The 20,801-nt window shown below is 62.7% G+C and carries 18 protein-coding genes and 1 pseudogene; 8 read left to right on the top strand and 11 right to left on the bottom strand.

Annotated features, from left to right (window positions below; genetic code table 11):
- Positions 1-169: 169 nt before the first annotated feature.
- Positions 170-1,093 (bottom strand): LysR family transcriptional regulator, encoded by a 924-nt coding sequence (locus NCT05_RS32480; protein WP_250504140.1) that lies wholly within the window; start codon positions 1,091-1,093, stop codon positions 170-172.
- A 145-nt stretch (positions 1,094-1,238) separates the two neighbouring features.
- Between NCT05_RS32480 and NCT05_RS32475 the strand changes: the two genes are divergently transcribed.
- The 6 genes from NCT05_RS32475 (at position 1,239) to NCT05_RS32450 (ending at position 10,109) form a co-directional block, all read left to right on the top strand.
- Positions 1,239-2,267, top strand: a complete 1,029-nt coding sequence (locus NCT05_RS32475) for a DUF1338 domain-containing protein (RefSeq protein WP_250504139.1) — start codon at positions 1,239-1,241, stop codon at positions 2,265-2,267.
- A 1-nt stretch (position 2,268) separates the two neighbouring features.
- Positions 2,269-5,223, top strand: a complete 2,955-nt coding sequence (locus NCT05_RS32470; protein WP_250504138.1) for an FAD-binding and (Fe-S)-binding domain-containing protein — start codon at positions 2,269-2,271, stop codon at positions 5,221-5,223.
- An 84-nt stretch (positions 5,224-5,307) separates the two neighbouring features.
- Positions 5,308-6,807 carry an L-piperidine-6-carboxylate dehydrogenase gene (gene amaB / locus NCT05_RS32465; protein ID WP_250504136.1) on the top strand — a complete coding sequence of 500 codons (1,500 nt, stop codon included), beginning with the start codon at positions 5,308-5,310 and terminating at the stop codon, positions 6,805-6,807.
- 24 nt (positions 6,808-6,831) lie between these two features.
- Entirely contained in the window at positions 6,832-8,040 is a 1,209-nt protein-coding gene (locus tag NCT05_RS32460; RefSeq protein WP_250504134.1) for an aminotransferase-like domain-containing protein, read from the top strand.
- A gap of 245 nt (positions 8,041-8,285) precedes the next feature.
- Positions 8,286-9,521 (top strand): porin, encoded by a 1,236-nt coding sequence (locus NCT05_RS32455; RefSeq protein WP_250504133.1) that lies wholly within the window; start codon positions 8,286-8,288, stop codon positions 9,519-9,521.
- A gap of 369 nt (positions 9,522-9,890) precedes the next feature.
- Positions 9,891-10,109 (top strand): hypothetical protein, encoded by a 219-nt coding sequence (locus tag NCT05_RS32450; RefSeq protein WP_250504132.1) that lies wholly within the window; start codon positions 9,891-9,893, stop codon positions 10,107-10,109.
- 749 nt (positions 10,110-10,858) lie between these two features.
- On the opposite strand, the gene NCT05_RS36890 is transcribed toward NCT05_RS32450, so the two are convergent.
- From NCT05_RS36890 to NCT05_RS32420, 5 genes and pseudogenes are all read right to left on the bottom strand, one after another.
- Positions 10,859-12,532 (bottom strand): FAD-dependent oxidoreductase, encoded by a 1,674-nt coding sequence (locus NCT05_RS36890; RefSeq protein WP_284507614.1) that lies wholly within the window; start codon positions 12,530-12,532, stop codon positions 10,859-10,861.
- Between the two features lie 201 nt (positions 12,533-12,733).
- A pseudogene (locus NCT05_RS32435) lies at positions 12,734-13,573 on the bottom strand (oxidoreductase).
- A gap of 148 nt (positions 13,574-13,721) precedes the next feature.
- Positions 13,722-14,570, bottom strand: a complete 849-nt coding sequence (locus tag NCT05_RS32430) for an SDR family oxidoreductase (RefSeq protein ID WP_250504131.1) — start codon at positions 14,568-14,570, stop codon at positions 13,722-13,724.
- Between the two features lie 40 nt (positions 14,571-14,610).
- Positions 14,611-15,372, bottom strand: coding sequence for an SDR family NAD(P)-dependent oxidoreductase (locus NCT05_RS32425; protein ID WP_250504130.1), 762 nt, complete (start codon positions 15,370-15,372; stop codon positions 14,611-14,613).
- Positions 15,373-15,422: 50 nt separating this feature from the next.
- Positions 15,423-16,163 carry an SDR family oxidoreductase gene (locus NCT05_RS32420; RefSeq protein ID WP_250504129.1) on the bottom strand — a complete coding sequence of 247 codons (741 nt, stop codon included), beginning with the start codon at positions 16,161-16,163 and terminating at the stop codon, positions 15,423-15,425.
- Positions 16,164-16,445: 282 nt separating this feature from the next.
- On the opposite strand from NCT05_RS32420, the gene NCT05_RS32415 reads away from it, so the two are divergent.
- Positions 16,446-17,339: an AraC family transcriptional regulator gene (locus NCT05_RS32415; protein ID WP_250504241.1), complete on the top strand. Its 894-nt coding sequence runs from the start codon at positions 16,446-16,448 to the stop codon at positions 17,337-17,339.
- Here the strand turns inward: NCT05_RS32415 and NCT05_RS32410 are convergent.
- Genes NCT05_RS32410 through NCT05_RS32395 form a run of 4 tightly spaced genes read right to left on the bottom strand, consistent with a single transcriptional unit; the run spans position 17,305 to position 19,167 of the window.
- On the bottom strand, positions 17,305-18,096 hold the full coding sequence (locus NCT05_RS32410) for an NADP-dependent oxidoreductase (RefSeq protein ID WP_250504128.1): 792 nt from the start codon (positions 18,094-18,096) through the stop codon (positions 17,305-17,307). The genes NCT05_RS32415 and NCT05_RS32410 overlap by 35 nt on opposite strands.
- Positions 18,027-18,269, bottom strand: a complete 243-nt coding sequence (locus NCT05_RS32405) for a hypothetical protein (protein ID WP_250504127.1) — start codon at positions 18,267-18,269, stop codon at positions 18,027-18,029. The genes NCT05_RS32410 and NCT05_RS32405 overlap by 70 nt, the downstream gene beginning before the upstream one ends.
- A complete protein-coding gene (locus NCT05_RS32400; RefSeq protein WP_250504126.1) occupies positions 18,269-18,697 on the bottom strand; it encodes a nuclear transport factor 2 family protein in 429 nt (142 codons plus the stop codon). Before NCT05_RS32400 ends, NCT05_RS32405 begins: the two co-directional genes overlap by 1 nt.
- Positions 18,698-18,723: 26 nt before the next feature.
- On the bottom strand, positions 18,724-19,167 hold the full coding sequence (locus NCT05_RS32395) for a DoxX family protein (RefSeq protein ID WP_250504125.1): 444 nt from the start codon (positions 19,165-19,167) through the stop codon (positions 18,724-18,726).
- A 92-nt stretch (positions 19,168-19,259) separates the two neighbouring features.
- Here NCT05_RS32395 and NCT05_RS32390 point away from each other — a divergent pair, with 92 nt between their 5' ends.
- Positions 19,260-20,168 carry a LysR family transcriptional regulator gene (locus NCT05_RS32390; protein WP_250504124.1) on the top strand — a complete coding sequence of 303 codons (909 nt, stop codon included), beginning with the start codon at positions 19,260-19,262 and terminating at the stop codon, positions 20,166-20,168.
- Between the two features lie 189 nt (positions 20,169-20,357).
- Here the strand turns inward: NCT05_RS32390 and NCT05_RS32385 are convergent.
- Positions 20,358-20,801 (bottom strand): response regulator (locus tag NCT05_RS32385; protein ID WP_250504123.1); only part of this gene is annotated, 444 nt, incomplete at its 5' end.

The following is a 20,801-nucleotide window of genomic DNA, read 5'->3' as shown; positions in this document are numbered from 1 at the left end:
AAACGGCGCCGCGCGGACAGGCAAAGCACGCGCGGCGCCGCAAGAGAGATGGTCTGGCGGCTCGCCGCGCCCATGGACACATTCGACGCGCCTCGCCAGCGTGCGCTCATGATCGGTCAGACGAGTTACTTCGCCAAACGAGATAAAAGCACCACATGATGCGAAATGCTCAAGACCTCGCGGGCCCGCGGTCGTCGTCGGCGGTGTATTCGCTGGCCTGCTTCAGCAGCCATTCGCGGAACTTCTCCAGCGGCTTGCCATGGCTGAGTTCGGTCGGATAGACGAGGAAATAGGCGGACTCCGCCTTGATGCTCGCCTCGAAGGGCACGATCAGCCCGAACTGTTCGAGCTGCCCGCTCACCAGGAACTTCGGCACCAGTGCGACGCCCAGGCCCGCCGCGGCCGCGCTGATCGCCATGGTGTGCAGCTCGTAGCGCATGCCGTGCATGGTGCTCGCGTCTTCCACGCCGAGGCTCGCGAACCAGCGGGTCCAGTCGTCCGGCCGCGTGGTGGAGTGCAGCAGCGGATACGTGAGCAGTTCATGCACGTGCCCGATGGGCCGCTCCAGCAGCGACGCCTTGCACACCGCCACTACTTCCTCGCCGAACAGATAGTCCGCCGTGGTGCCGGGCCAGGTGGGCTTGCCGTAGTGAATGGCGGCTTCGAAGTGAGAATCCACGAAAGAGAAGGCATCCGTGCGCACGCCCATGTTGACGCGCACGTCCGGCGTGCATTCGTAGAAATCGCCGATGCGCGGAATCAGCCACTGCGACGCGAACGTAGGCAGCACGGCCAGCTCCAGATAACCGCCGCCGCCGCCGTGCGCGATGATGGAGAGCGTGTCGCGGTCGAGCTGTTCGAGCGAACGCCGCACCTGCGTGCCGTAGATGCGGCCCGCACGCGTCAGCACCACGCGCTGTTTGGCGCGCGCAAAAAGGCGCACGCCGAGATTGGATTCGAGCGTGGCGATCTGACGGGAGATGGCGCTCTCCGTGAGGAACAGTTCCTTGGCCGCGTGCGTGAAGCTTTCATGGCGCGCAGCGGCTTCGAAGGCGAGCAGCGCGCCCATGTTGGGGATCTTGAACTTGCGCATGGTGATTCCAAACACTCATCAAGTCACAATTTAATCTCGCTTTACGCGCGGCACAACGATTAAAAATAATGCGACCTTGCCGTTTGCGGCTCCGCCATCGTGCGTGAGGCCCGCGGCCGACGTCCCCCCGCGATATCAGGCGACCATGCGAAATACGAATATCGAAAGTCTGCTCGAGCGTCTGCTCGGCTCCGAGAAGACGGGCTTGCTTTTCAAGACCCTGAATGCCCCTTCGATCCTGAACGACTGGGAATCCGGCACCGTCACGCGCGCCGAACTCGCCCAGGCGATGAACATGGCGCTCTTCGAAGGCCTGCTCGCGCGTTCGCCGAACGGCCGTACATATACGGACGAAGCCATCGCCAACGGCGGCTCCGTGTATTTCGACCATGGCGCGCTGCGCACGGTGCGCTGGCCGCAAAACGGCGGCCTGCCGCCGGGCGAAGCCGCGTTCACCCGCATTCTCCGGCCGCTCGGCTTCCGGCTGAACGGCCGCTATCCGCTCGACAAGCTCGGCATGACCGGCCGTTCCTATGCCCATGAAGACGCGCCCGATGAGATCGCGCAGTTCTTCGTGAGCGAACTGCACCCCGAGCGCTTCTCGGAGACCTTCCAGCAGGCCGTGACAAATGTGGTGGGCGCATCGCGCGATCCGCTCACGCCGCTGGCGGTCGCGCAACTGTCGGAACTGGAGCGCGACGGCTCGCTGCCCATCGACGCGGCGCACCAGCTGCTGCCGGTGATCGTCGGCGCATTCGAGCGTCAGCACGACGTGCCCATGCTGGCCGACTATGAACTGCTGCTGGCGGAATCGGCGGAAATGGCGTGGATCGCGACCGAGGGCAACGGCTTCAATCACGCGACCGACCGCGTCGCCGATGTGTTCCAGCTCTCCGACGACGAAAAGGCCAAGGGCCGTCCGATGAAGCCCGAAGTCGAACGCTCGCGTTCCGGACGCGTGTTCCAGACGGCGTATCGCGCGGACACGGTCGAGCGCACGTTCCGCACGGCCAACGGCGACACGGTCACGCGCAAGGTGCCGGGCTCGTTTTACGAATTCATCACGCGCAAGCGCGAGTTCGACCGCGCGGCGCGCGCCTGGGTCACCGACCTGCGCTTCGATGCCGGCAATGCGCAGGGCATCTTCAAGATGACCGCCGGCGCGGCGAAGTAAGGTGAGCGCGCAGCCGTATGCGGCGGATGCCGCCCAGTTGCTGTCGCTGCAACGCGACCTCTCGGCCGCGTTGCGCGGCGAAGTGCGCTTCGATGCCGGCGCGAAGGCGCTTTACGCGTCGGATGCGTCCAATTACCGGCAGGTGCCGCTGGGCGTCGTGGTGCCGCGCGATGTCGATGACCTCGCGCGTGCGCTCGAACTATGCCGTCAACATGACGTGCCGTTCCTGACGCGCGGCGGCGGCACGTCGCAGAACGGGCAGTGCGTGAACGTCGCGGTCGTAGCCGACGCGAGCAAGTACGTGAACCGGGTCGTGTCGATCGATCCCGAAGCGCGCACGGCGATTGTCGAGCCGGGCGTGATCTGCGACACGCTGCGCGATGCGGCGGGCGCGCATGGCCTTACGTTCGGCCCGGACCCGGCGACGCACAGCCGCTGCACGCTCGGCGGCATGATCGCCAACAACTCGTGCGGAGCGCATTCGGTGATGGCGGGCAAGACCGCCGAGAACGTCGAGGCGCTTGAAGTGCTCACCTATGACGGCGCGCGCTTCTGGACCGGTCCGACTGCGCCCGATGAACTCGACCGCATCATCGCGGACGGCGGGCGGCAGGGCGAGATCTACCGCCAGTTGCGCGACCTGCGGGACCGCTACGCCGACGCAATCCGCCGCGAGTTTCCGCAGATCCGCCGCCGCGTGTCCGGCTTCAATCTCGATCAATTGCTGCCGGAGAACGGCTTCAACGTCGCGCGGGCGCTGGTGGGCACGGAAGGCACGTGTGCGGTGACGCTGCGCGCCAAGGTGCGCCTCGTCCGCAGTCCGGCGAGCCGCGTGATCCTCGTGCTCGGCTTCACGGATATCTTCGTCGCGGCGGACGGCGTCGCGCACTTCGAGCGCTTTGGTCCCATTGCGATCGAAGGGCTGGATCGCGGCATCATTCGCGGCCTGCAGGCGCGTGGCCTCAAGGCCGATGAAATCGCGCTGCTGCCGGAAGGCGATGCGTGGGTAGTGCTCGAATTCGGCGCCGATACCCCCGCCGAAGCCCGTGCGCAGGCCGAGGAAGCGCGCGCGTTCTTCCTGTCCGGGGCGGGTGGCTCCGACGTGACGGGCCTGGTCGTCGAGGAGAAGGCGAAGCAGGCGCTGATCTGGTCGATCCGCGAGACGGGTGCGTCGGCGGTGGCGTTGTCGGTGGATCCGTCGAAGCCCGACCCGATCATCGGCTGGGAGGATGCAGCGGTGGATCCGTTGCGCCTCGGCGATTATCTGCGGCGCTTCCAGGCGCTCGTGGACCGTCATGGCTACGAGACCTGCCTGTATGGTCATTTCGGCGATGGCTGCGTGCACGCGCGCATCACCTTCGATCTGCGCAGCGGGGAAGGCGTGCTGGTGTGGCGGCGATTCCTGCGCGAGGCGGCGGAACTGGTCGTGGAATTCGGCGGCTCGCTGTCGGGCGAACATGGCGACGGTCAGGCCAAGGCCGAGTTCCTGCCGATCATGTACAGCCCCGACATCATCTCGGCGATGGAGCAGTTCAAGGCCATCTGGGACCCGGCGCAGCGCCTGAATCCGGGCAAGGTCGTGAACGCCTATCGCGCTGACGAAAACCTGCGCATGGGTCCCGCGTACAAGCCCGTGCAGTTGCAGACGAAGCTCACCTTCCGCAGTCCCGAAGGCGACGGCATGCAGCGCGCGGTGGAGCGCTGCATCGGCATGGGCAAGTGCCGCTCGCTCGATGGCGGCACGATGTGCCCGAGCTTTCGCGGCAGCCGCGAGGAACGCCAGTCGACGCGTGGCCGCGCGCATCTGCTGTGGGAGATGCTGCAAGGCGACGTCATCAAGGACGGCTGGGACAGCGTCGAAGTCAAGGAAGCGCTGGACACGTGTCTTGCGTGCAAGGGCTGCCGCAGCGACTGTCCGACGCATACCGACATGGCCTCGTACAAGGCCGAATTTCTGTCGCATCACTACGCCCGCAGGCGGCGTCCGCGGCAGGCGTGGTTCATGGGGCGCATCGGACAGTGGGCGCCGTTTGCCGCGCGCGCGCCGTGGCTTGCCAATCTCGCGACTTCGTTCCGGCCGCTGGCGCCGGTGAGCAAATGGATCGCCGGCGTGGCGAAGAATCGCGCGTTGCCGGTGTTCGCGCCGCGCACCTTCCGTGCGACGGCGGCGGCGCAAGGTCATCGCAGCGCTGCGAAGCCGACGCGCAAGGTGCTCTTCTGGATCGATACCTTCAACGACCACTTCACGCCGGACGTGGCGCACGCCGCAAGCGACGTGCTGGCCGCGCTGGGCTATGAGGTCGTGCTGCCGAAGAAGCGTCTGTGCTGCGGCCGTCCGCTGTACGACTACGGCTTGCTCGACGAAGCGCGCGCGATGCTGCGCGACGTGCTCGACACCTTCGCCGATGAGATCCGCGCGGGCACGCCCTTGGTTGGTCTGGAGCCAGGCTGCCTGTCGGTGTTCCGTGACGAACTGGTCAAGCTGCTTCCCGACGATCCGCTCGCGCATCAACTGGCGCGCCAGACCTTAATGTTCTCGGACTTCGTCGCCGATGCCGACTTCGACTGGCCGACCCTTGACGCCGACGTGCTGCTGCACGGTCATTGTCACCAGAAGACGCTGTTCGGCATGAAGAAGGAAACCGCGCTGCTCGGGCGTCTCGGCGTGCGCTGGAAGCTGCTCGATACCGGCTGCTGCGGCATGGCCGGTTCGTTCGGCTTCAATGCGGACCATTACGAGCTTTCGATGAAGATCGGCGAAGACAAGCTGTTGCCGCTCGTGCGCGCGGCGCAGCGGGACACGCTGATCGTCACCAACGGCTTCAGTTGCCGAGAGCAGATCGCGCACGGCGCGCAGCGCCACACGCTGCATGTCGCGCAATTGCTGCAACGCGCGCTGCAACACGGCACGCGCAAGGCTGCGCCACAGCGCGAACTCACTTCGCTTGATGCGTGAAGCGCATCAAGTCCTGCAATTAACTCGCTTGAGCCCGATTGCGCGCACTCGCACAATCGGGTCAGTTCCACTGGAGAACCATCCTTGAAAGCTTCCACCATACTTTCCGATCTGGGCATCTCGCGTCTGGCCGAAGAAGGCGATATCGTCGTGCGATCGCCGATCGACGGCACCGTTGTCGGCCACGTGAAGAGCCACACGCAGGCGCAAGCCGATGCCGCGCTCGCCGCCGCGAAGACCGCCAGCGAAGCCTGGCGGAACGTGCCCGCGCCGCGTCGCGGCGAACTTGTGCGCCTGCTCGGCAACAAGCTGCGCGAGAAGAAGGAAGTGCTCGGACGCATCATCACGCTGGAGACCGGCAAGATCCTTCAGGAAGGCATGGGCGAAGTGCAGGAAATGATTGACATCTGCGACTTCGCGGTCGGTCTGTCGCGGCAGCTGTACGGCCTGACCATCGCGTCGGAGCGTCCTGGCCATCGCATGGCGGAATCGTGGCATCCGCTCGGCGTCTGTACCGTGATCTCCGCGTTCAACTTCCCGGCGGCCGTGTGGTCATGGAACGCGGCGCTCGCACTTGTGTGCGGTAATGCCGTGATCTGGAAGCCGTCGGACAAGACGCCGCTGACGGCACTCGCCGTGGACCGCATTCTCGAAGACGCGCTCGCTGAATTCGGCGATGCACCCGCGGGCCTCACCTGCGTCATCAATGGCGGCCGCGAGATCGGTGCCCAACTCGTCGCGGACCCGCGCTCGTCGGTCGTCAGCGCGACCGGCAGCACGGAGATGGGGCGCACGGTGGGCATCGAGGTGGCGAAGCGCTTCGGCCGCTCGATCCTCGAACTCGGCGGCAACAACGCGGGCATCGTGACCGGCACCGCCGACAGCGAACTCGCGCTGCGCGGCATCCTGTTCTCGGCAGTCGGCACGGCGGGCCAGCGTTGCACGACGCTGCGCCGCCTGTTCGTTCACGAGAGCGTGTATGAGCAGACCGTCGCGCGCCTGAAGACGCTCTACAGCAAGGTCGCCATCGGCGATCCGCTTGCGGCCGGCACGCTGATGGGCCCGCTGATCGACGCGCAATCGTTCGAACGCATGCAGGCCGCGCTCGCGCAGGCGAAGGACGAAGGCGGCACGGTGACGGGCGGTGAGCGTCACGTCGTGGCGGGCCGCGAGAACGGTTACTACGTGCGTCCGGCCATCGTCGAGATGCCGTCGCAGACCGCGGTGATGCTGAAGGAAACCTTCGCGCCGATTCTCTACGTGATGAAGTACCGCGAATTCAGCGAAGCGATCGAAGCGAACAATGCGGCGTCGCATGGCCTGTCGTCGTGCGTGTTCACGACCGACTTGCGCGAGGCCGAGCGCTTCCTCTCGGATTCGGGCAGCGATTGCGGCATTGCCAACGTGAACATCGGGCCGAGCGGCGCGGAGATCGGCGGCGCGTTCGGCGGCGAGAAGGAAACCGGCGGCGGCCGCGAGTCCGGCTCCGACGCATGGAAGGGCTATATGCGCCGTGCCACCAACACCGTCAACTATTCGTCCGCGTTGCCGCTGGCCCAGGGCATCGACTTTTCGATCGAGTAAGCCGCGCGTTCTGGAATTATCGTGATGTACGACTTCACTGAGCCGTTCCGGAACCCCGGCGGCTCGCCGATCCGCGAGTTGTTCAAGTATCTCGGCGAGCCAGGAATGATCTCGCTCGCGGGCGGTTATCCGGCGAGCGATCTGTTCGATACCGACGGCTTGCAGCGCGCCGCCGCACAGGCCTGGACGCAGCCCGCGCGCTGCCTGCAATACGGTCCCACCGATGGCCTGCCCGAGCTCAAGGACGCGCTCGCGCAGCTCATGCAGCAACGCGGCGTGACGGTGCCTGCGGATCAGCTGATGGTGACGACCGGCTCGCAACAGGGCTTCGATCTGCTGCTGCGCGTGCTGGTCGCTCCCGGCGATGCCGTGCTCACCGAGCAGCCCGCGTATCCCGCCACCTTGCAGGCGCTGAAGATGCAGCAGGCGCGCATCGTCACGGTGCCGGTGGATGCACAAGGGCTGGATGTCGCGCGGCTCGCGGCGATGCTCGAAAGCGGCGAGGCGGGACGTCCGAAGCTGCTGTACACCGTACCGACGTTCGCCAATCCGACGGGCGCGACGTTGTCGCTCGAACGTCGCAAGGCACTTGTCGAACTGGCGGTGAAGCATGGCTTCCTTATTGTCGAGGACGAGCCTTATGCCGACCTGCGTTTTGCCGGCGAGGCCTTGCCTTCGCTGCTGAAGGTGGCGCAGGACATCGACGGCGGACGTGAGCGCGTCGTGTACTTCGGCAGTCTGTCCAAGGTGGTGGCGCCGGGGATACGGATTGGCTGGACCGTCGCGCCTGCGGACATCGTCCGGCGCTGCACCGTCGCCAAGCAAACGGCCGACCTGTGCAGCGCGCCGTGGATGCAGGCGATTGCCGCCGCGTATCTCGCACAGGGCGCGCTGAGGGAACACCTGCCGCGCATCGCGGAGCAGTATCGGCGTAAGTGCGAGGCCTTGTGCGATGCACTCGATGTGCAGCTCGCGGGCGCGCTGCAATTCCAGCGGCCGGAAGGCGGCATGTTCGTCTGGGCGCGCATGGACGGGACGGATTCATCGGAACTGCTGAAGCATGCGATCGAGCAGAAGGTGCTGTTCGTGCCGGGCAAGGCCTTCTATGCCGATCAAACCGATGCCGCCGCATTCCGTCTTTCGTTCGCTGCGCCGGATATAGGGGAAATAGGCGAAGCGGCGGCGCGGCTCGCGCGTGCGCGCGAGGCGCTGCTGGGTCAAAGCCAGCGCTAGTGGTAAACGAAGGCGCCGGGACACTGTGCCCCGGCGCCTTCGTTCGTCCGCGCCTCAGGATGAAGAAACTACAAGACTTAGTGAATATTCGTAGTTTGACGCTGGTTTCGCGTTTCCGGATAGTCGCTTCCAGCCCGGTCAGCCGGCCGGCTTAGCGCGCGGGACCAACGAGATACACGCCACTCACCTCTCGCTTCACTCTCGTTCCCCGCGATCATCGAAAAGCAACCGGATAGACGTACATAATGAAAAGAAGCTTGTTAGCAGGGGCGACCCTCTCTTCGATCGCCGTCGCGGTTCCCTGCGCCGCGCAAAGCAGTGTCACGCTCTATGGCGTCATCGATGTCGGCATCAACTACACCAGCAACGCGCAGACCGGACGCGCGAATGGCGCGCTCAAGGGCGCGTCGCAGTTCAGCATGCAGGACGGCGGCTCGGGCGGCATCAGCGGCAGCCGCTGGGGCATGCGCGTGAAGGAAGACCTGGGCGGCGGTTACGGGGCCATCGCCACGCTGGAAAACGGCTTCAACATCCAGAGCGGCACGCTCGGCCAGGGCGGCGCGGAATTCGGAAGGCAGGCGTTCGTCGGACTGACCACGCCCTACGGCACAGCGACCGCCGGCCGCCAGTACGACTCGGTGGTGGACTTCGTGCAGCCGTACTCGACCGTCGCGATGTGGGGCGGTTATCCGGCCAGCCAGCCGGGCGACATCGACAATCAGGGCAACACCCGGCGCGTCAACAACTCGGTCAAGTTCCGCAGCAAGGACTACGGCGGCTTCTCGTTCGGCGGCCTCTACAGCCCGGGCGGCGTGGCGGGCAGCACCGGACGCAATCAGGTCTACTCGCTAGGCGTCGGCTTCTCGCGCGGACCGTTGTCGATCGGCGCGGCTTACCTGAACGCGCGGGATCCGAACTATTCGTTCTTCGGCACCAATCCCTCGTCCGGCACCGCAGCGACCAGCAACAACATGGGCTCATTCGGCTCGGCGACGGCCGCACAGTCGAATCCGATCTTCGGCGGCTATAGCTCGGCTCAGACCTATCAAGTCATCGCGACGGGCGCATCGTACAAGTTCGGAGCATCGTCGGTCGCGCTGAACTACAACAATGTGCAGTTCAAGCATCTCGAAGCCGGCGACGGCCCGAACACGCTTCGCTATGGCGGCACCGGCAAGTTCGACACGGTCGAGGCGAGCTATACGCTTCAGGCAACGCCCTCGCTGCTCGGTGGCGCGGTGTACGAGTATGTGCGTTCCAGCGGCGCCAACGATCGCGTCGCAGCGCATTACAATCAGGTTGGCGTAGGCGCCGATTACCTGCTGTCAAAGCGCACCGATCTCTACGCGATCGGCGTGTACCAGCGCGCAAGCGGCACCGATTCGTACGGCCAGTCCGCCGTCGCGGCCATCAACGGGCAGACGCCCTCGGCGAGCAACCACCAGTTCGCGCTGCGGCTGTCGCTGCGTCATCGTTTCTAAGTACCCTACAACCCTTGCGGTCCCCGAGCGCGTTTCGGGGCCCTGCATCATGCAACTGAGAAGAATTGGAAGACGACAAACCGCGCAGCGACGAACCTCTTCAGTACAGCTGACGTGCCGTCATGAAGCATGCGCTCGCGGGCGCGGTGATCTCGGCGCTCGCCTTCGTATGGACGCCCGCGCGCGGCGAACAAGCGCATCGTGGTGCGTGACGACGGCGGCGTCTATTCACGCAGCTGTTCGTGTTCATCTCCGCTCTGATGTCCATTGCCGACCGCTTGGGTCGTCGAAGCATTGATCTTGATGCGATCCAAATTGAGAGAAAACCGTATGTTGCCGATGTCTCAATCGTTGCATGGCCGACGCGTCATGGCGGCCGCCGGCGCGAACGCCGATGACGCCGAAGTCTGGCGCTGGTTCTCACTGCTCATGCAGGACCGGCGCGTGCGCTGGTGCCAGGCGCACGACCGATGGTTCGTCACCGTCGACAACCGCCACGTGGCGACCGAACCGTCCTTCGACGAAGCCATCAGACGCGCGAAAGAACGCGTCCAGCAGCAACGCCCGATGGAGGGGTGTCTTCGCTGAATATCGTGTTGGATTGAAGCGAACGCGTCGTGCGTGTTCGCGCATTCTGAAGACTTTGTAGCCTGACGCGGCGCGAGTCCGTTATTTATTTGGCCGCACTCGCCTTACTCCGTGAGCTTATCCCGGCACTGCGCTTTCAGCATCGCGACGCCATGACGCCGCCGCTTCGCGAAGGCCTGCCATGAGCGCCTTCTCCGCACTTTGATCGTCGGCCGGTGCATTATCCATCGCTCGACCACTGCATATTTCGATCATGCGAGTATCGGCGGCGTAGACAGATGAGTAGCGAGCAGTGCGTGTACTCTCCATGACCGCTTTAGCGGAAATTGAGACGTTTGTTTGTCCCGCTGTGCCTGTCAGCGAGTGTCTCGTTCTGGCCGAACTCGTTCAGGTTGGGTCCGCCGGATGGCGCTTCGATTCATCGACGAGCTGCCACGGATCATCAGTGACTCGCTTCTTGAAACCTCTAATAATGCGAGATATAGGTAGTAATACTACGTAACGGCGCTATGTTCCTTATGTAAAGCAAAGCGCGGCGTTGCCCAGTTGAGGCCCTATCCCTGAAGCGACGAGCTCGTGTTGCGCTGACCAACAATCCGTAGTTCACCGATGAAGAACGCAAAAAGTCGCTTCCGGGATCGGCCACTTGCGGTCGTTGATCGTATTGAGCCTATGGCCGCTTCGTATCCCATAAGAGACGTCGCCGAAAGCAGTTGTTCAGCCACTCGCATGCCAATGCGACGCTGTTGTCAACTAGTTAGGGCGAGATACTGATGCAGTGACTGAACTGCCGCAGCGCCTTCGCCGACAGCTGCTGCAACACGCTTGACAGAGCCGCTTCGTACGTCGCCCACTGCAAAGATGCCGGGTCGGCTCGTTTCCAAGGAATGCGGACGGCGCCCGTTGCTCCATGCCATGCCTACGTCCGGGCCAGTCAGCACAAATCCGTGCTTGTCTAGCGCAACGCAGTCCCCCAGCCAGGCAGTATTCGGCTGTGCACCAAGGAACAGGAACGCATGCCGGATAGCTCTCTGCTCCGTCTCGCCTTGATGTTCCCACTTAATGCGCTCAAGTCGCTCTTCGCCCTCAAGTTCGACAATTTGCGTTCTGACGTGCACGGTGATGTTGGCCGCTGCCTCAATGCGCCTGATCAGGTAGTCTGACATGCTTGCGCTTATGTTGTCGCCGCGGATCATGACGTGTACGTGCCGTGCAAACGCCGACAGAAACACGGCAGCCTGCCCTGCCGAATTGCCGCCGCCGACAACAACCACTTCTTCGTTACTGCAAAGCGCTGCCTCCATGTGAGTCGCGCTGTAGTAGACACCGCGCCCCTCGAAGTTTTCGAAATTAGCCAGATTGGGCTTGCGGTACCGTGCACCCGTTGCGACGATTACCGCGCGGGCGTAGATGTGCTCATTGTGACTAAGGTTGATATGAAAGGTCGAGTCGTCGCCGCACCTGATTGCTATCGCTTCGATGGGCACCCCCACCTCGGCGCCAAACTTCCGGCACTGCGACAAGCCCCGGCCCGCTAGCGCCAGACCAGAAATACCCGTTGGAAACCCAAAGTAATTTTCGATTTTTGAACTGGTTGCGGCCTGCCCCCCTGGCGCCTTGGTGTCAAGAACGGCGACGCGCAGACCTTCCGATGCGGCGTACACCGCGGCCGCCAGGCCCGCCGGACCCGCACCGACCACGGCCACGTCAAAGCGCCCGCCATTCAGCCGGTCAGGGCTCAGTCCTATCGCGTCTGCAACGGCACGATGCGTGGGCCGCTTTAGAACGTTACCTTCTAGTGTGATAACGACCGGGATGTCCGCTTCTGTGACGCCGTAGTGCTCGATCATTTCTGCGGCCTCGGGATGCTCGCCGACATCAAAGTATGCGAAAGGTTGACCGTTACGACCGAGAAAGTGGCGCAGTGCATGGGTTTCGGCCGATGCAGAGGTGGCGATAAGAACGAGCCCGCCATGCTGGTCACTAATGAACGCGACCCGCCGCAAAATATAGGCGCGCATAATCGTTTCACCTAGTTCCGCCTCCGTGACCACCAGCGCGCGCAACGACTCTTCGTCGATAACGATCACCTCGCAATCCGTCAGGGCGCGCGCGGTCGCGATGGCCGCCCGGCCAGCAAGCGTGCCAACTTCGCCAGTAAAACAACCCGGACCGTGTACGCCGATGGGGCGAGACCCATCGAGAGAATTGCGAGTCGCCTCGATGGTTCCCGAAACGATCGCAAACATTGGTATATGCCGATCACCTTGAGCAAACAGCACGTCCCCAACCTTCAGCATGCGGCGCTCGCCATATCGGTCCAGCAACGCAACCTGTCGCTCAGTCAGCGTGGGGAAAATCTGGTGATGGCGGCCGCCACCGGCGAGGAGGTCACCGGGTTTGCCGGAGGAGTAGTCACCCATCTGTACCGATCCTGAATGTGCGGAAGAAGTGTCCCGGCTGAACGGACCGCGGATTTCCCGCAATATGCAAATGCCGGGGAAAGCGAGGGCCTTCATCAGCAAAGGCCCTCGCACGATCGCTGCCCAAAAGGAGCCGCAGCAGCGTGCCTGCCGCACAATGTGCCGCGAGGTCCGGACATTGTGCTGAAGCGAGCAACGTAGTCAGGCGGCCGGGAAATCGGCCGACCGCGAGAGCTCTTCCCAAGCGGCGACGTTGGCCCGTAGCGCGTCGATGTGCTCAAGCGCCGCGTCCACCGCGTCATTCCCGAGAAGCAGATGATGAGGCGGCTGCACCGCATGAGCCGCCTCGCGGATTGCCTCGGCAGCACGAGCCGGGTCACCCCGCTGGTGTCCTACTGAGGCATGATATGCGCGGCGAGCGTCGCCGGCCGTGCAGTCATAGTCTTCAATGAAAGCCTGCACTTCACTTGACGAGTTCGCCCACTCCGTTCGGAAGCCGCTCGGCTCGACAGCCATGATCTTGATACCTAATGGTTCGACTTCTTTGCGGAGCGTGTCCGATAGTCCCTCTACGGCGAACTTGCTGGCGCAGTAGTAACCGACGCCCGTAAATCCGACCATCCCACCGATGGATGTCAGGTTGATGATCATCCCGCTACGGCGCGCGCGCATCCCGGGCAATACAGCGTGGATCATATTTGCCGTACCGAAGAAATTCACCTAGAACAATCGCCGCGCGTCGGATTCCGCGGTTTCCTCCACTGCTCCAAAAAATCCGATACCGGCGTTGTTGACCAGAACATCGATCCGGCCGAAGTGCGCTTCTGCGGCCTCGACTGCATTCTGGCACTGGTCTCGATCAGTGACGTCCAGCGGTAGAACAACTGCATCCCCTTTGGAACGCAACTCGTCAATCGTTTCGGGCTTGCGTGCGGTGGCGACCACTTTTTCGCCGCTATCGAGGAGATGTCGGGCAATGAAGCGGCCAAAACCAGTCGAGCAGCCAGTCACAAGCCACACCTTTGACGTTTCATTTCTCATGGTTCTTGTTCCTTGCGATTAATGCGGTTGCTAGGAGCGGATCTGGCAGTCGAATGCTGCAACAATCTATGGCTGTTGCAGCACTGAAGAGTCCGAACAAACCGGGGTATGCGACTGCCCCTTTCTTCGGTATGGAAGGCTCCCGGACCTAGTCCGAAAAGTCGGTGGCCTCGGAAGAACCCCTCCACGCGTCCAGGTCTCGCGCGACAGCGGTCGCCTTGACTGCCGCGAGCTCGTTGGCGATCTTGCCGGCGAACAGATGCAGCGGCGGCGCCTCGACACTGGCTGCCTGGATGATCAGCAGGGCCAGCTTGTCCGGGTCTCCGTCCTGACGGCCATGCAGCGTGCCGAGATGCAGGTCGAGCGACGCCTTCGCCTCCGAGTAGTCGTCGATCTGTCGCTTTGCTACTGCGAGCGCGCCGCTCGACAGAAAGTCAGTGCGGACAGGACCCGGATAAACCACCGTGGCTCGAATGCCGAGTTCGGCAACTTCGGCGCTCAGCGACTCCGTCAGGCCTGCCAGTGCGAACTTGCTCGCAACGTAGCTGCCCCAGCCCGCATATCCGCCCTGGTAGCCGACAATCGACGAGATGTTGATGATGTGTCCACTGCGCTGCCTACGCAGATGGGGCAGCGCATGGCGCAGTACGACCACCGGTGCGAAGAAGTTGACTTCAAAATTCTGGCGAAGCTCGTCGTCGGACAGGGCCTCGACCGCCCCTTGCTGTGCATATCCAGCGTTATTCACAACCACATCGATGGCGCCGAAAGTCTGCATGGACTTCTCGATTGCCTGTCCAATGCTTTTTTCGCTCATGAGATCCACTTCGAGCGGAAGGAATTGGTCGGATGTCTGACCGAACGCCTCCGTCAGCGATGCCGCGGTGCGCGACGTGGCGGCGACGCGGTGGCCTTGGTCAAGCAGATGGCGAACAAGCTTCTGGCCGACGCCTTTTGATGCGCCAGTGATGAACCAGGTACGCGATGCTGAATTCATGATGAATGTCCTCTTATTTGAAAGTTAAATGGATATATGGTTACGGCAAGGCGACGCTCATGCCGCCGTCGGCCATCACCACAGCACCGACCATGAAGCTGGCCTTTTCCGACGCCAGGAAGGCGATTACCTCAGCAATCTCCATGGGCTGAGCCGCGCGCCGGATCGGCGCCTTTTTGCCGTGCTCCGCAAGGAACGCCTGGCCATCAGCATGGATGTGATTGGTGATGTTGGTGATGACGTCGCCGGAGCCGACTGCATTGACGCGGATGCCATGCTCGATTGCTTCCAGCGACAAGGTGCGCGTCAACTGCGCCAGCGCGCCCTTGGAGGCCGCATACGCCGCGATCGTCGGGAACGCCTGATAGCACGCGTAAGAACCTACGTTGACGATGGCGCCGGTCTTTGCCGGCATCATCGCGCGCACGGCTTCCCGTGAGAACAGGAACGCGCCAGTGGCGTTGACTGCCTGGATGCTGTTCCAGTCCTCAAGCGACATCTCAACGACCGGCTTGTTGATGATGATCGCGGCATTGTTGACGAGGATGTCTAGCTTGCCAAACTGGTCCAACGCAGCGGCGACGGCCTGCACGGCACTTTCCTCGCGTGCCACATCGGCGATGAGGGGCACGATACCCGGGCGGGCCAGCGCCTCGATGTTTGCGCTGCGCCCGACTGCGATTACGTTCGCACCCTGGGCATGCAGCAATTCCGTAGTTGCCAGGCCAATACCGCTCGCCGCACCGGTGACGATGGCGACTTTGCCCGCGAAGTTTCCGGTTTCTCGATTGAGTGATGTCATGATGGACTCCTTAATGATCTTCCAGATTAACTGTTGATAGTGCCCGGGTTTCAGAACGGGCTTGCTGTGGGACGTACGACTATTTCGCTGACGTCGACATCGGCCGGCTGCTCCACTGCGTAAGCGATGGCGCGGGCGATGGCGTCTGGCCTGATCGCAATGCGGCGGAACTCCTGCATGGCCGACCGGGCGGTGTCGTCGGAGATTGATTCGGCCAGTTCGGATTCCACGACGCCCGGGCAGATCACCGTCACGCGAATCTTGTCCGTCTCCTGGCGCAGCCCGTCGGAAATGGCCCGGACGGCAAACTTGGTAGCGCAGTAGACGGCTGCGGTCGGGGTTACGGATAATCCACCGATCGACGAGATATTGATTATCTGGCCTTGGCCCTGCTGATCCATGACCGGCAGGACCGCCGCAATGCCGTGCAGTACGCCACGAATGTTCACGTCGATCATCCGGTTCCACTCAGTGACCTTCAGCGCGCTCAACGGTGAAAGGGGCATCACGCCCGCATTGTTGACAAGCACGTCGATGCGGCCAAAGGTGTCAAGCGCAAAGCGAGCGAAAGCCTCGACGTCCTCGGACGACGTGACGTCGAGTTCGCGATAGCGGACGATGCCGCCGGCTGACTGCAGCGAATCCGCCAGCTCGACCAGCCGGTCGGTACGACGCGCGCCAATGACAAGTCGATGGCCTTGCGCGGCCAGCAAACGGGCGGCGCCCTCGCCAATGCCGCTGCTTGCACCTGTGATCAGAATGACTTTGGACTCGGTAGATGTGATGGACATCTTGCATACTCCTATCGTTGGGTTCGCAAATGGTCGCGCCGGTCAGATAGCTCGGAACGCACGACATTACCGCTGCACGGCCAGTCGAAGCTGTATGTGATCGTCGGCCGGTGAGTGAATGGTAGATAAGACGGTGTTCCATGCGAATACACGGAGCGATGCCATGTTTGCCTAATCCTATTCACTCACTTGGCGCTTTACTGCAGGGCACGAATAAAATGCCGTCTGTTGCGGCTTTGGGAGAGCGTGGTGCTGAACAATCGCAAATTGGCTTCCATCCGGATGGTCCGGCTACTTGAGAAACTTGCGCCTAACGAGGGGTACACCCAGTCGGCGCTCGACAGTGTGCGGCTGATGCGATCCGATCGGCCTTTGGGGCGCACGCCAGTGTTGTACGAGCCAAGCATCGTGATCGTTTGCCAGGGGCGCAAGCTTGGATTCCTGGGCAACGAGAGCTACGTCTACGATGCGCAGCACTATCTGGTGCTGTCGGTCCCACTGCCGTTTTCGACGGAAACGCAGGCCTCGCCAGACGAGCCGATGCTTGCCGTATCGGTCCGACTGGACCTGCTCGAACTGAGCGAACTGATCGCGCAGATCGGTGCGGCGAAACAACTTCCCGAAGCGCCGCCGGCCGGCATCGTCTCAACACCGCTTGACCGTAACCTCGCAGACGCGACGATACGATTGCTTGAAGCCTTGACTGAGCCGCTCGATGCACAGGTACTGGGTCCGGCAATCGTGCGCGAGATCTGTTACCGGGTACTCACCGGCGAGCAGGGTGCGGCAATGCGCGCCGCACTGGCACATCACGGCCGCTTCGGACGCGTCGCGCGGGCACTCAAGCGGATCCACGCAGAGTACGCGGAGCCGCTCAACGTTGCGCGTCTTGCCGAGGAAGCGGGCATGAGCGTGCCTGCCTTTCACGCCAACTTCCGTACCGTGACCCAGACATCGCCGATCCAGTACATCAAATCGACCCGCCTTCATCAGGCACGCCTCATGATGATCCGCGATGGTGTGACTGCGGCGGCGGCAGCCAGTCGCGTCGGGTACGAAAGCGCGTCGCAGTTCAGCCGGGAGTTCAAGCGCCTGTTTGGCCGGACGCCGGTCGAGGAGGTGCGCGACATGCGCGAGTCATTTACCCTCTCGCCGGCGGTCCGCTTCGGGACCTGAACTCCGCCTGGTGCATGTCGAGAACCACCTTGCCGCGCACATGGCCGGTCATGCTTTGTGTGAGGGCATGGCTTGCGTTGGAAAACGGTAAGACGGAATCGATATGTGTGCGCAATTCGCCTGAGGCATAACGTGCGGCCAGCCTGGCAAGCAATGATCCATCGGCGTGCGCCGCGAAGTTTTTGCCGGTGGCACCGACGTCCTTGCCGCGGGCAGAGTCTGGCTTGCTGACGGTCGACACCAGTACTCCTCCCCGCTGCAGCACGGACCACGATCGCGCCTGCGTATCCCCACCTACGAGGTCTAGCACCAAATCAAATTTCGATGTCCGCGCCGCAAAGTCTTCCTGGGTGTAGTCGATGACGTCCATGGCACCCAGGTCTTGGACATAGCTCCGATTGCCGGCCGACGCCGTGGCAGTCACATCGGCGCCGGCCAGCTTTGCCAGCTGGACAGCTGCACTGCCCACACCACCTGCGGCAGCATGAATCAGGACTCGTTGACCGGCCCGCAACCCGCCATGTTCGTGCAGCGCCTGCCAGGCCGTAAGCGACGCGGCGGGAATGGCAGCCGCCTCAAGGAAACTGAGGGACGCCGGTTTGCGCGCAAGGCGGTTAGCGTTGACAACAGCGCGCGTGGCGAATGCACCGACGATGCCGATAAATCCCATCACCTCATCGCCCGGTCTCAGCGTGGTGACGTTGCGTCCAACGGCGATGACCGTGCCCGCAGCATCGACGCCGGGCGTGAACGGCAACGGCAGCGGTAGAACGCTTTCATGGCGCCACTGATAATTTTCCAGTCGATCGGATTCACGGAAGCAGCGGCGATGTCGATCAGCACTTCGCTATCGCCGGGCACCGGGTCGTCCAGTTCGGCAAGCGCGAGGATGTCTGGGCTGCCGTAGGCAGCCGCTTGTACGGCTCTCATCAGATACTCCTGGAAGAAACGCCCACGATAGGGGCATCGAGCGCGAGCGCGGCTTGTACGGGATCGAAGTACTCGCGCAGGTGCGCGATCCGGCCGTCCCGGGCGGTAAGAAAGACGACGTATTCCTGCCGATAGGTCCGCCCGGTGGCGGGGATCAGGCCTTCGGCACGCACGCGCGCGACCGCACACTCAGGGTCGCTAGTGGCGATGATCACCGCATCGGAGAATCGGAAGTTCTTGACTGAGCTGACAAACCAGGCGACGTGCCTCTGAACGGCGTCACGGCCGTCTAGTTGCAACGGATGTCCGAGGCTGGGGGCGTATGGCAAATCCCATACGATGTCGTCGGCGATCAGTTTTTGCCACTGCTGCTGGTCGTTCGTCAGCCATTGAAAGTGTTGCTGCAGAAGTTGCGTTGCGATGTTCACGTGCGTATCTCCTCCAAGGCCGACCGTCAGGCGACTACACGATGTTCCGGCGCACGGTGGTTGTCGACGCTGAAAGCTCCCGCGCCAAATGCCACGACCTGCAGGAGGCCGCCGGCCATAGCAAGGTTCTTGAGGAAATGGAACATCTGGTTCTGGTCCGCCAGCGCGTGATGAAAGATCAGCGCGGTCACCACGGCGTATAGCGCCAGTACCAGCGCAACGAGTCTCGTTCTGTAGCCGACTGTGAGGAGCACGGCACCCGCCAGTTCAAGTGCCAATGCGCCGACAAGGCCCAACGCGGGCGCTGGCAGGCCTAGCGATCCGATGTAGGCCATGGTTGCTCCAGGGGCCACAAGTTTGGCGAGGCCGCTGACAAGGAAAATGATGGCAATAAGCATGCGGCCTATCGCCGGTACGGCGGAACGGTCGATGTGGGCGCTGACGTTCAGGTCTGATTTCATCTCGTGCATCCTTTGTAAGAGTGGATGACGGAAGCTTAGAGACTCGACATCTATCGAGGAAGCGTATATTTTTAGATGCAATCCATCTACGGAGCCGATACATGCTGGACGCCGTCTCGCTCGATCAGTTACGCACATTCATTGCCGCCGCGGACGAAGGCAGCTTCTCAGCGGCGGGCCGCAAATTGCGGCGAGCGCAGTCGGTTGTCAGTCATACGCTGGCAAACCTTGAAGGACAGATCGGGGTGCGGCTTTTTGATCGGACAGGGCGCTACCCCCGGCTTACGGAGCAAGGGACGGTGCTCCTTGCCCAGGCGCGGCTGGTGGTAGGTGGCATGGACGGCTTCAAGTCCAAGGCGCGAGCGATCGCCGACGGACTCGAACCTGAGTTGTCTGTTGTGGTAGACGTCATGTACCCGATGGCATCGCTGACGGACGCCGTCGGTGCGTTTCGCCGAGAATTTCCTCATACACCTCTGCGGCTTTACGTCGAGGCGCTCGGCGCAGTCATGCAACCCGTACTCGCGCAGACGTGCCGGCTCGGGATCAGCGGCTCAATGCCATCAGTTCCAGCAATTCTGGATGCGGAGAAATTGCTTGATGTGCCTATGGTAACGGTCGCCGCGTCCTCGCACGCGTTGGCGTCCCTCAAGGAAGTTATCCTGCCAACTGAACTCAAGGACCACGTCCAACTGGTGCTAACGGACCGTACAACGCTGACCCAAGGCGCTACCTTCGGCGTGTTCTCTCCACAGATCTGGCGTCTTGCGGATCTGGGTGCCAAACATGCATTTCTGCGCGCTGGCTTCGGGTGGGGTCACATGCCCCTTGCGATGGTTCAGGCGGATCTGAATGCCGGCACCTTGATCCCATTGCGGATTGAGGCCTTCCAACCGCATACGCCGCCCATTGCCATGTTTGCAATCTATCGAAAAGACACGCCACCCGGCCCCGCTGGCCGATGGTTTCTCAAGCGATTGAAGGGCGTGCTTGGAAGGGGGGAATCTTGAGAGATCTCCCTGCTACGAGTGTCCCCTTGTCATCCGATTTTTGCCAGATGTGGGGCCGGCATGACTGGCCGGTATGGGTCGGGTAGTGCCGCTCGCGCACGACACGGCGCCGCCAGTCCGACCGTTGCATGGCCGGCTTTGGCTTCAGGGCGCCGGCTTGGCTCCCACATCAGACCGGTCTCTGACGCCTTAGGGCCCGTTATTAAGGGTTTGCGGAACTCTGGAAACGTCGGCGTTCTCAATGACGCTCGGCACACCTGCGGAATCATTGACCAGCTGAACCACGCTCTGAGGGTCGACGGGTTTGACAAAATGCTGTTCGAAGCCGGCCGCCTTACTTCTAGCCCTGTCTGCATCCTGCCCGTAGCCGGTAAGAGCAACAAGACGGCACGGCGCGTCGCCCAGAACCGAACGGATTCTTGCGGCGAGTTCATAGCCGCTCATCACAGGCAGCCCTATGTCCAGGATGGCGATCTCGGGCCTCAAGCGCTCGGCAGCGGCCAATGCGGTGACAGGGTCGTGAAACACCGCAACATGGTGACCGTCAAGTTCAAGGAACATGCCGAGCGCGTCTACGGCATCCGGGTTGTCATCAACCAGCATGATTCGACGCCTGCGGACGACTACCGGTGA

The sequence above is a fragment of the Caballeronia sp. AZ7_KS35 genome (assembly GCF_023631045.1).
Taxonomy (GTDB): domain Bacteria; phylum Pseudomonadota; class Gammaproteobacteria; order Burkholderiales; family Burkholderiaceae; genus Caballeronia; species Caballeronia zhejiangensis.
This window is presented reverse-complemented; position numbering and strand designations above follow the sequence as displayed.

Coding starts and splice junctions, on each gene's coding strand:
- NCT05_RS32480 (WP_250504140.1), bottom strand. CDS start 1,093: ATGCGCAAGTTCAAGATCCCCAACATGGGCGCGCTGCTCGCCTTCGAA.
- NCT05_RS32415 (WP_250504241.1), top strand. CDS start 16,446: ATGGTCCGGCTACTTGAGAAACTTGCGCCTAACGAGGGGTACACCCAG.
- NCT05_RS32405 (WP_250504127.1), bottom strand. CDS start 18,269: ATGAGAGCCGTACAAGCGGCTGCCTACGGCAGCCCAGACATCCTCGCG.
- NCT05_RS32390 (WP_250504124.1), top strand. CDS start 19,260: ATGCTGGACGCCGTCTCGCTCGATCAGTTACGCACATTCATTGCCGCC.
- NCT05_RS32430 (WP_250504131.1), bottom strand. CDS start 14,570: ATGAATTCAGCATCGCGTACCTGGTTCATCACTGGCGCATCAAAAGGC.
- NCT05_RS32450 (WP_250504132.1), top strand. CDS start 9,891: ATGGCGGCCGCCGGCGCGAACGCCGATGACGCCGAAGTCTGGCGCTGG.
- NCT05_RS32420 (WP_250504129.1), bottom strand. CDS start 16,163: ATGTCCATCACATCTACCGAGTCCAAAGTCATTCTGATCACAGGTGCA.
- NCT05_RS32475 (WP_250504139.1), top strand. CDS start 1,239: ATGCGAAATACGAATATCGAAAGTCTGCTCGAGCGTCTGCTCGGCTCC.
- NCT05_RS32455 (WP_250504133.1), top strand. CDS start 8,286: ATGAAAAGAAGCTTGTTAGCAGGGGCGACCCTCTCTTCGATCGCCGTC.
- NCT05_RS36890 (WP_284507614.1), bottom strand. CDS start 12,532: ATGGGTGACTACTCCTCCGGCAAACCCGGTGACCTCCTCGCCGGTGGC.
- NCT05_RS32460 (WP_250504134.1), top strand. CDS start 6,832: ATGTACGACTTCACTGAGCCGTTCCGGAACCCCGGCGGCTCGCCGATC.
- NCT05_RS32425 (WP_250504130.1), bottom strand. CDS start 15,372: ATGACATCACTCAATCGAGAAACCGGAAACTTCGCGGGCAAAGTCGCC.
- NCT05_RS32395 (WP_250504125.1), bottom strand. CDS start 19,167: ATGCACGAGATGAAATCAGACCTGAACGTCAGCGCCCACATCGACCGT.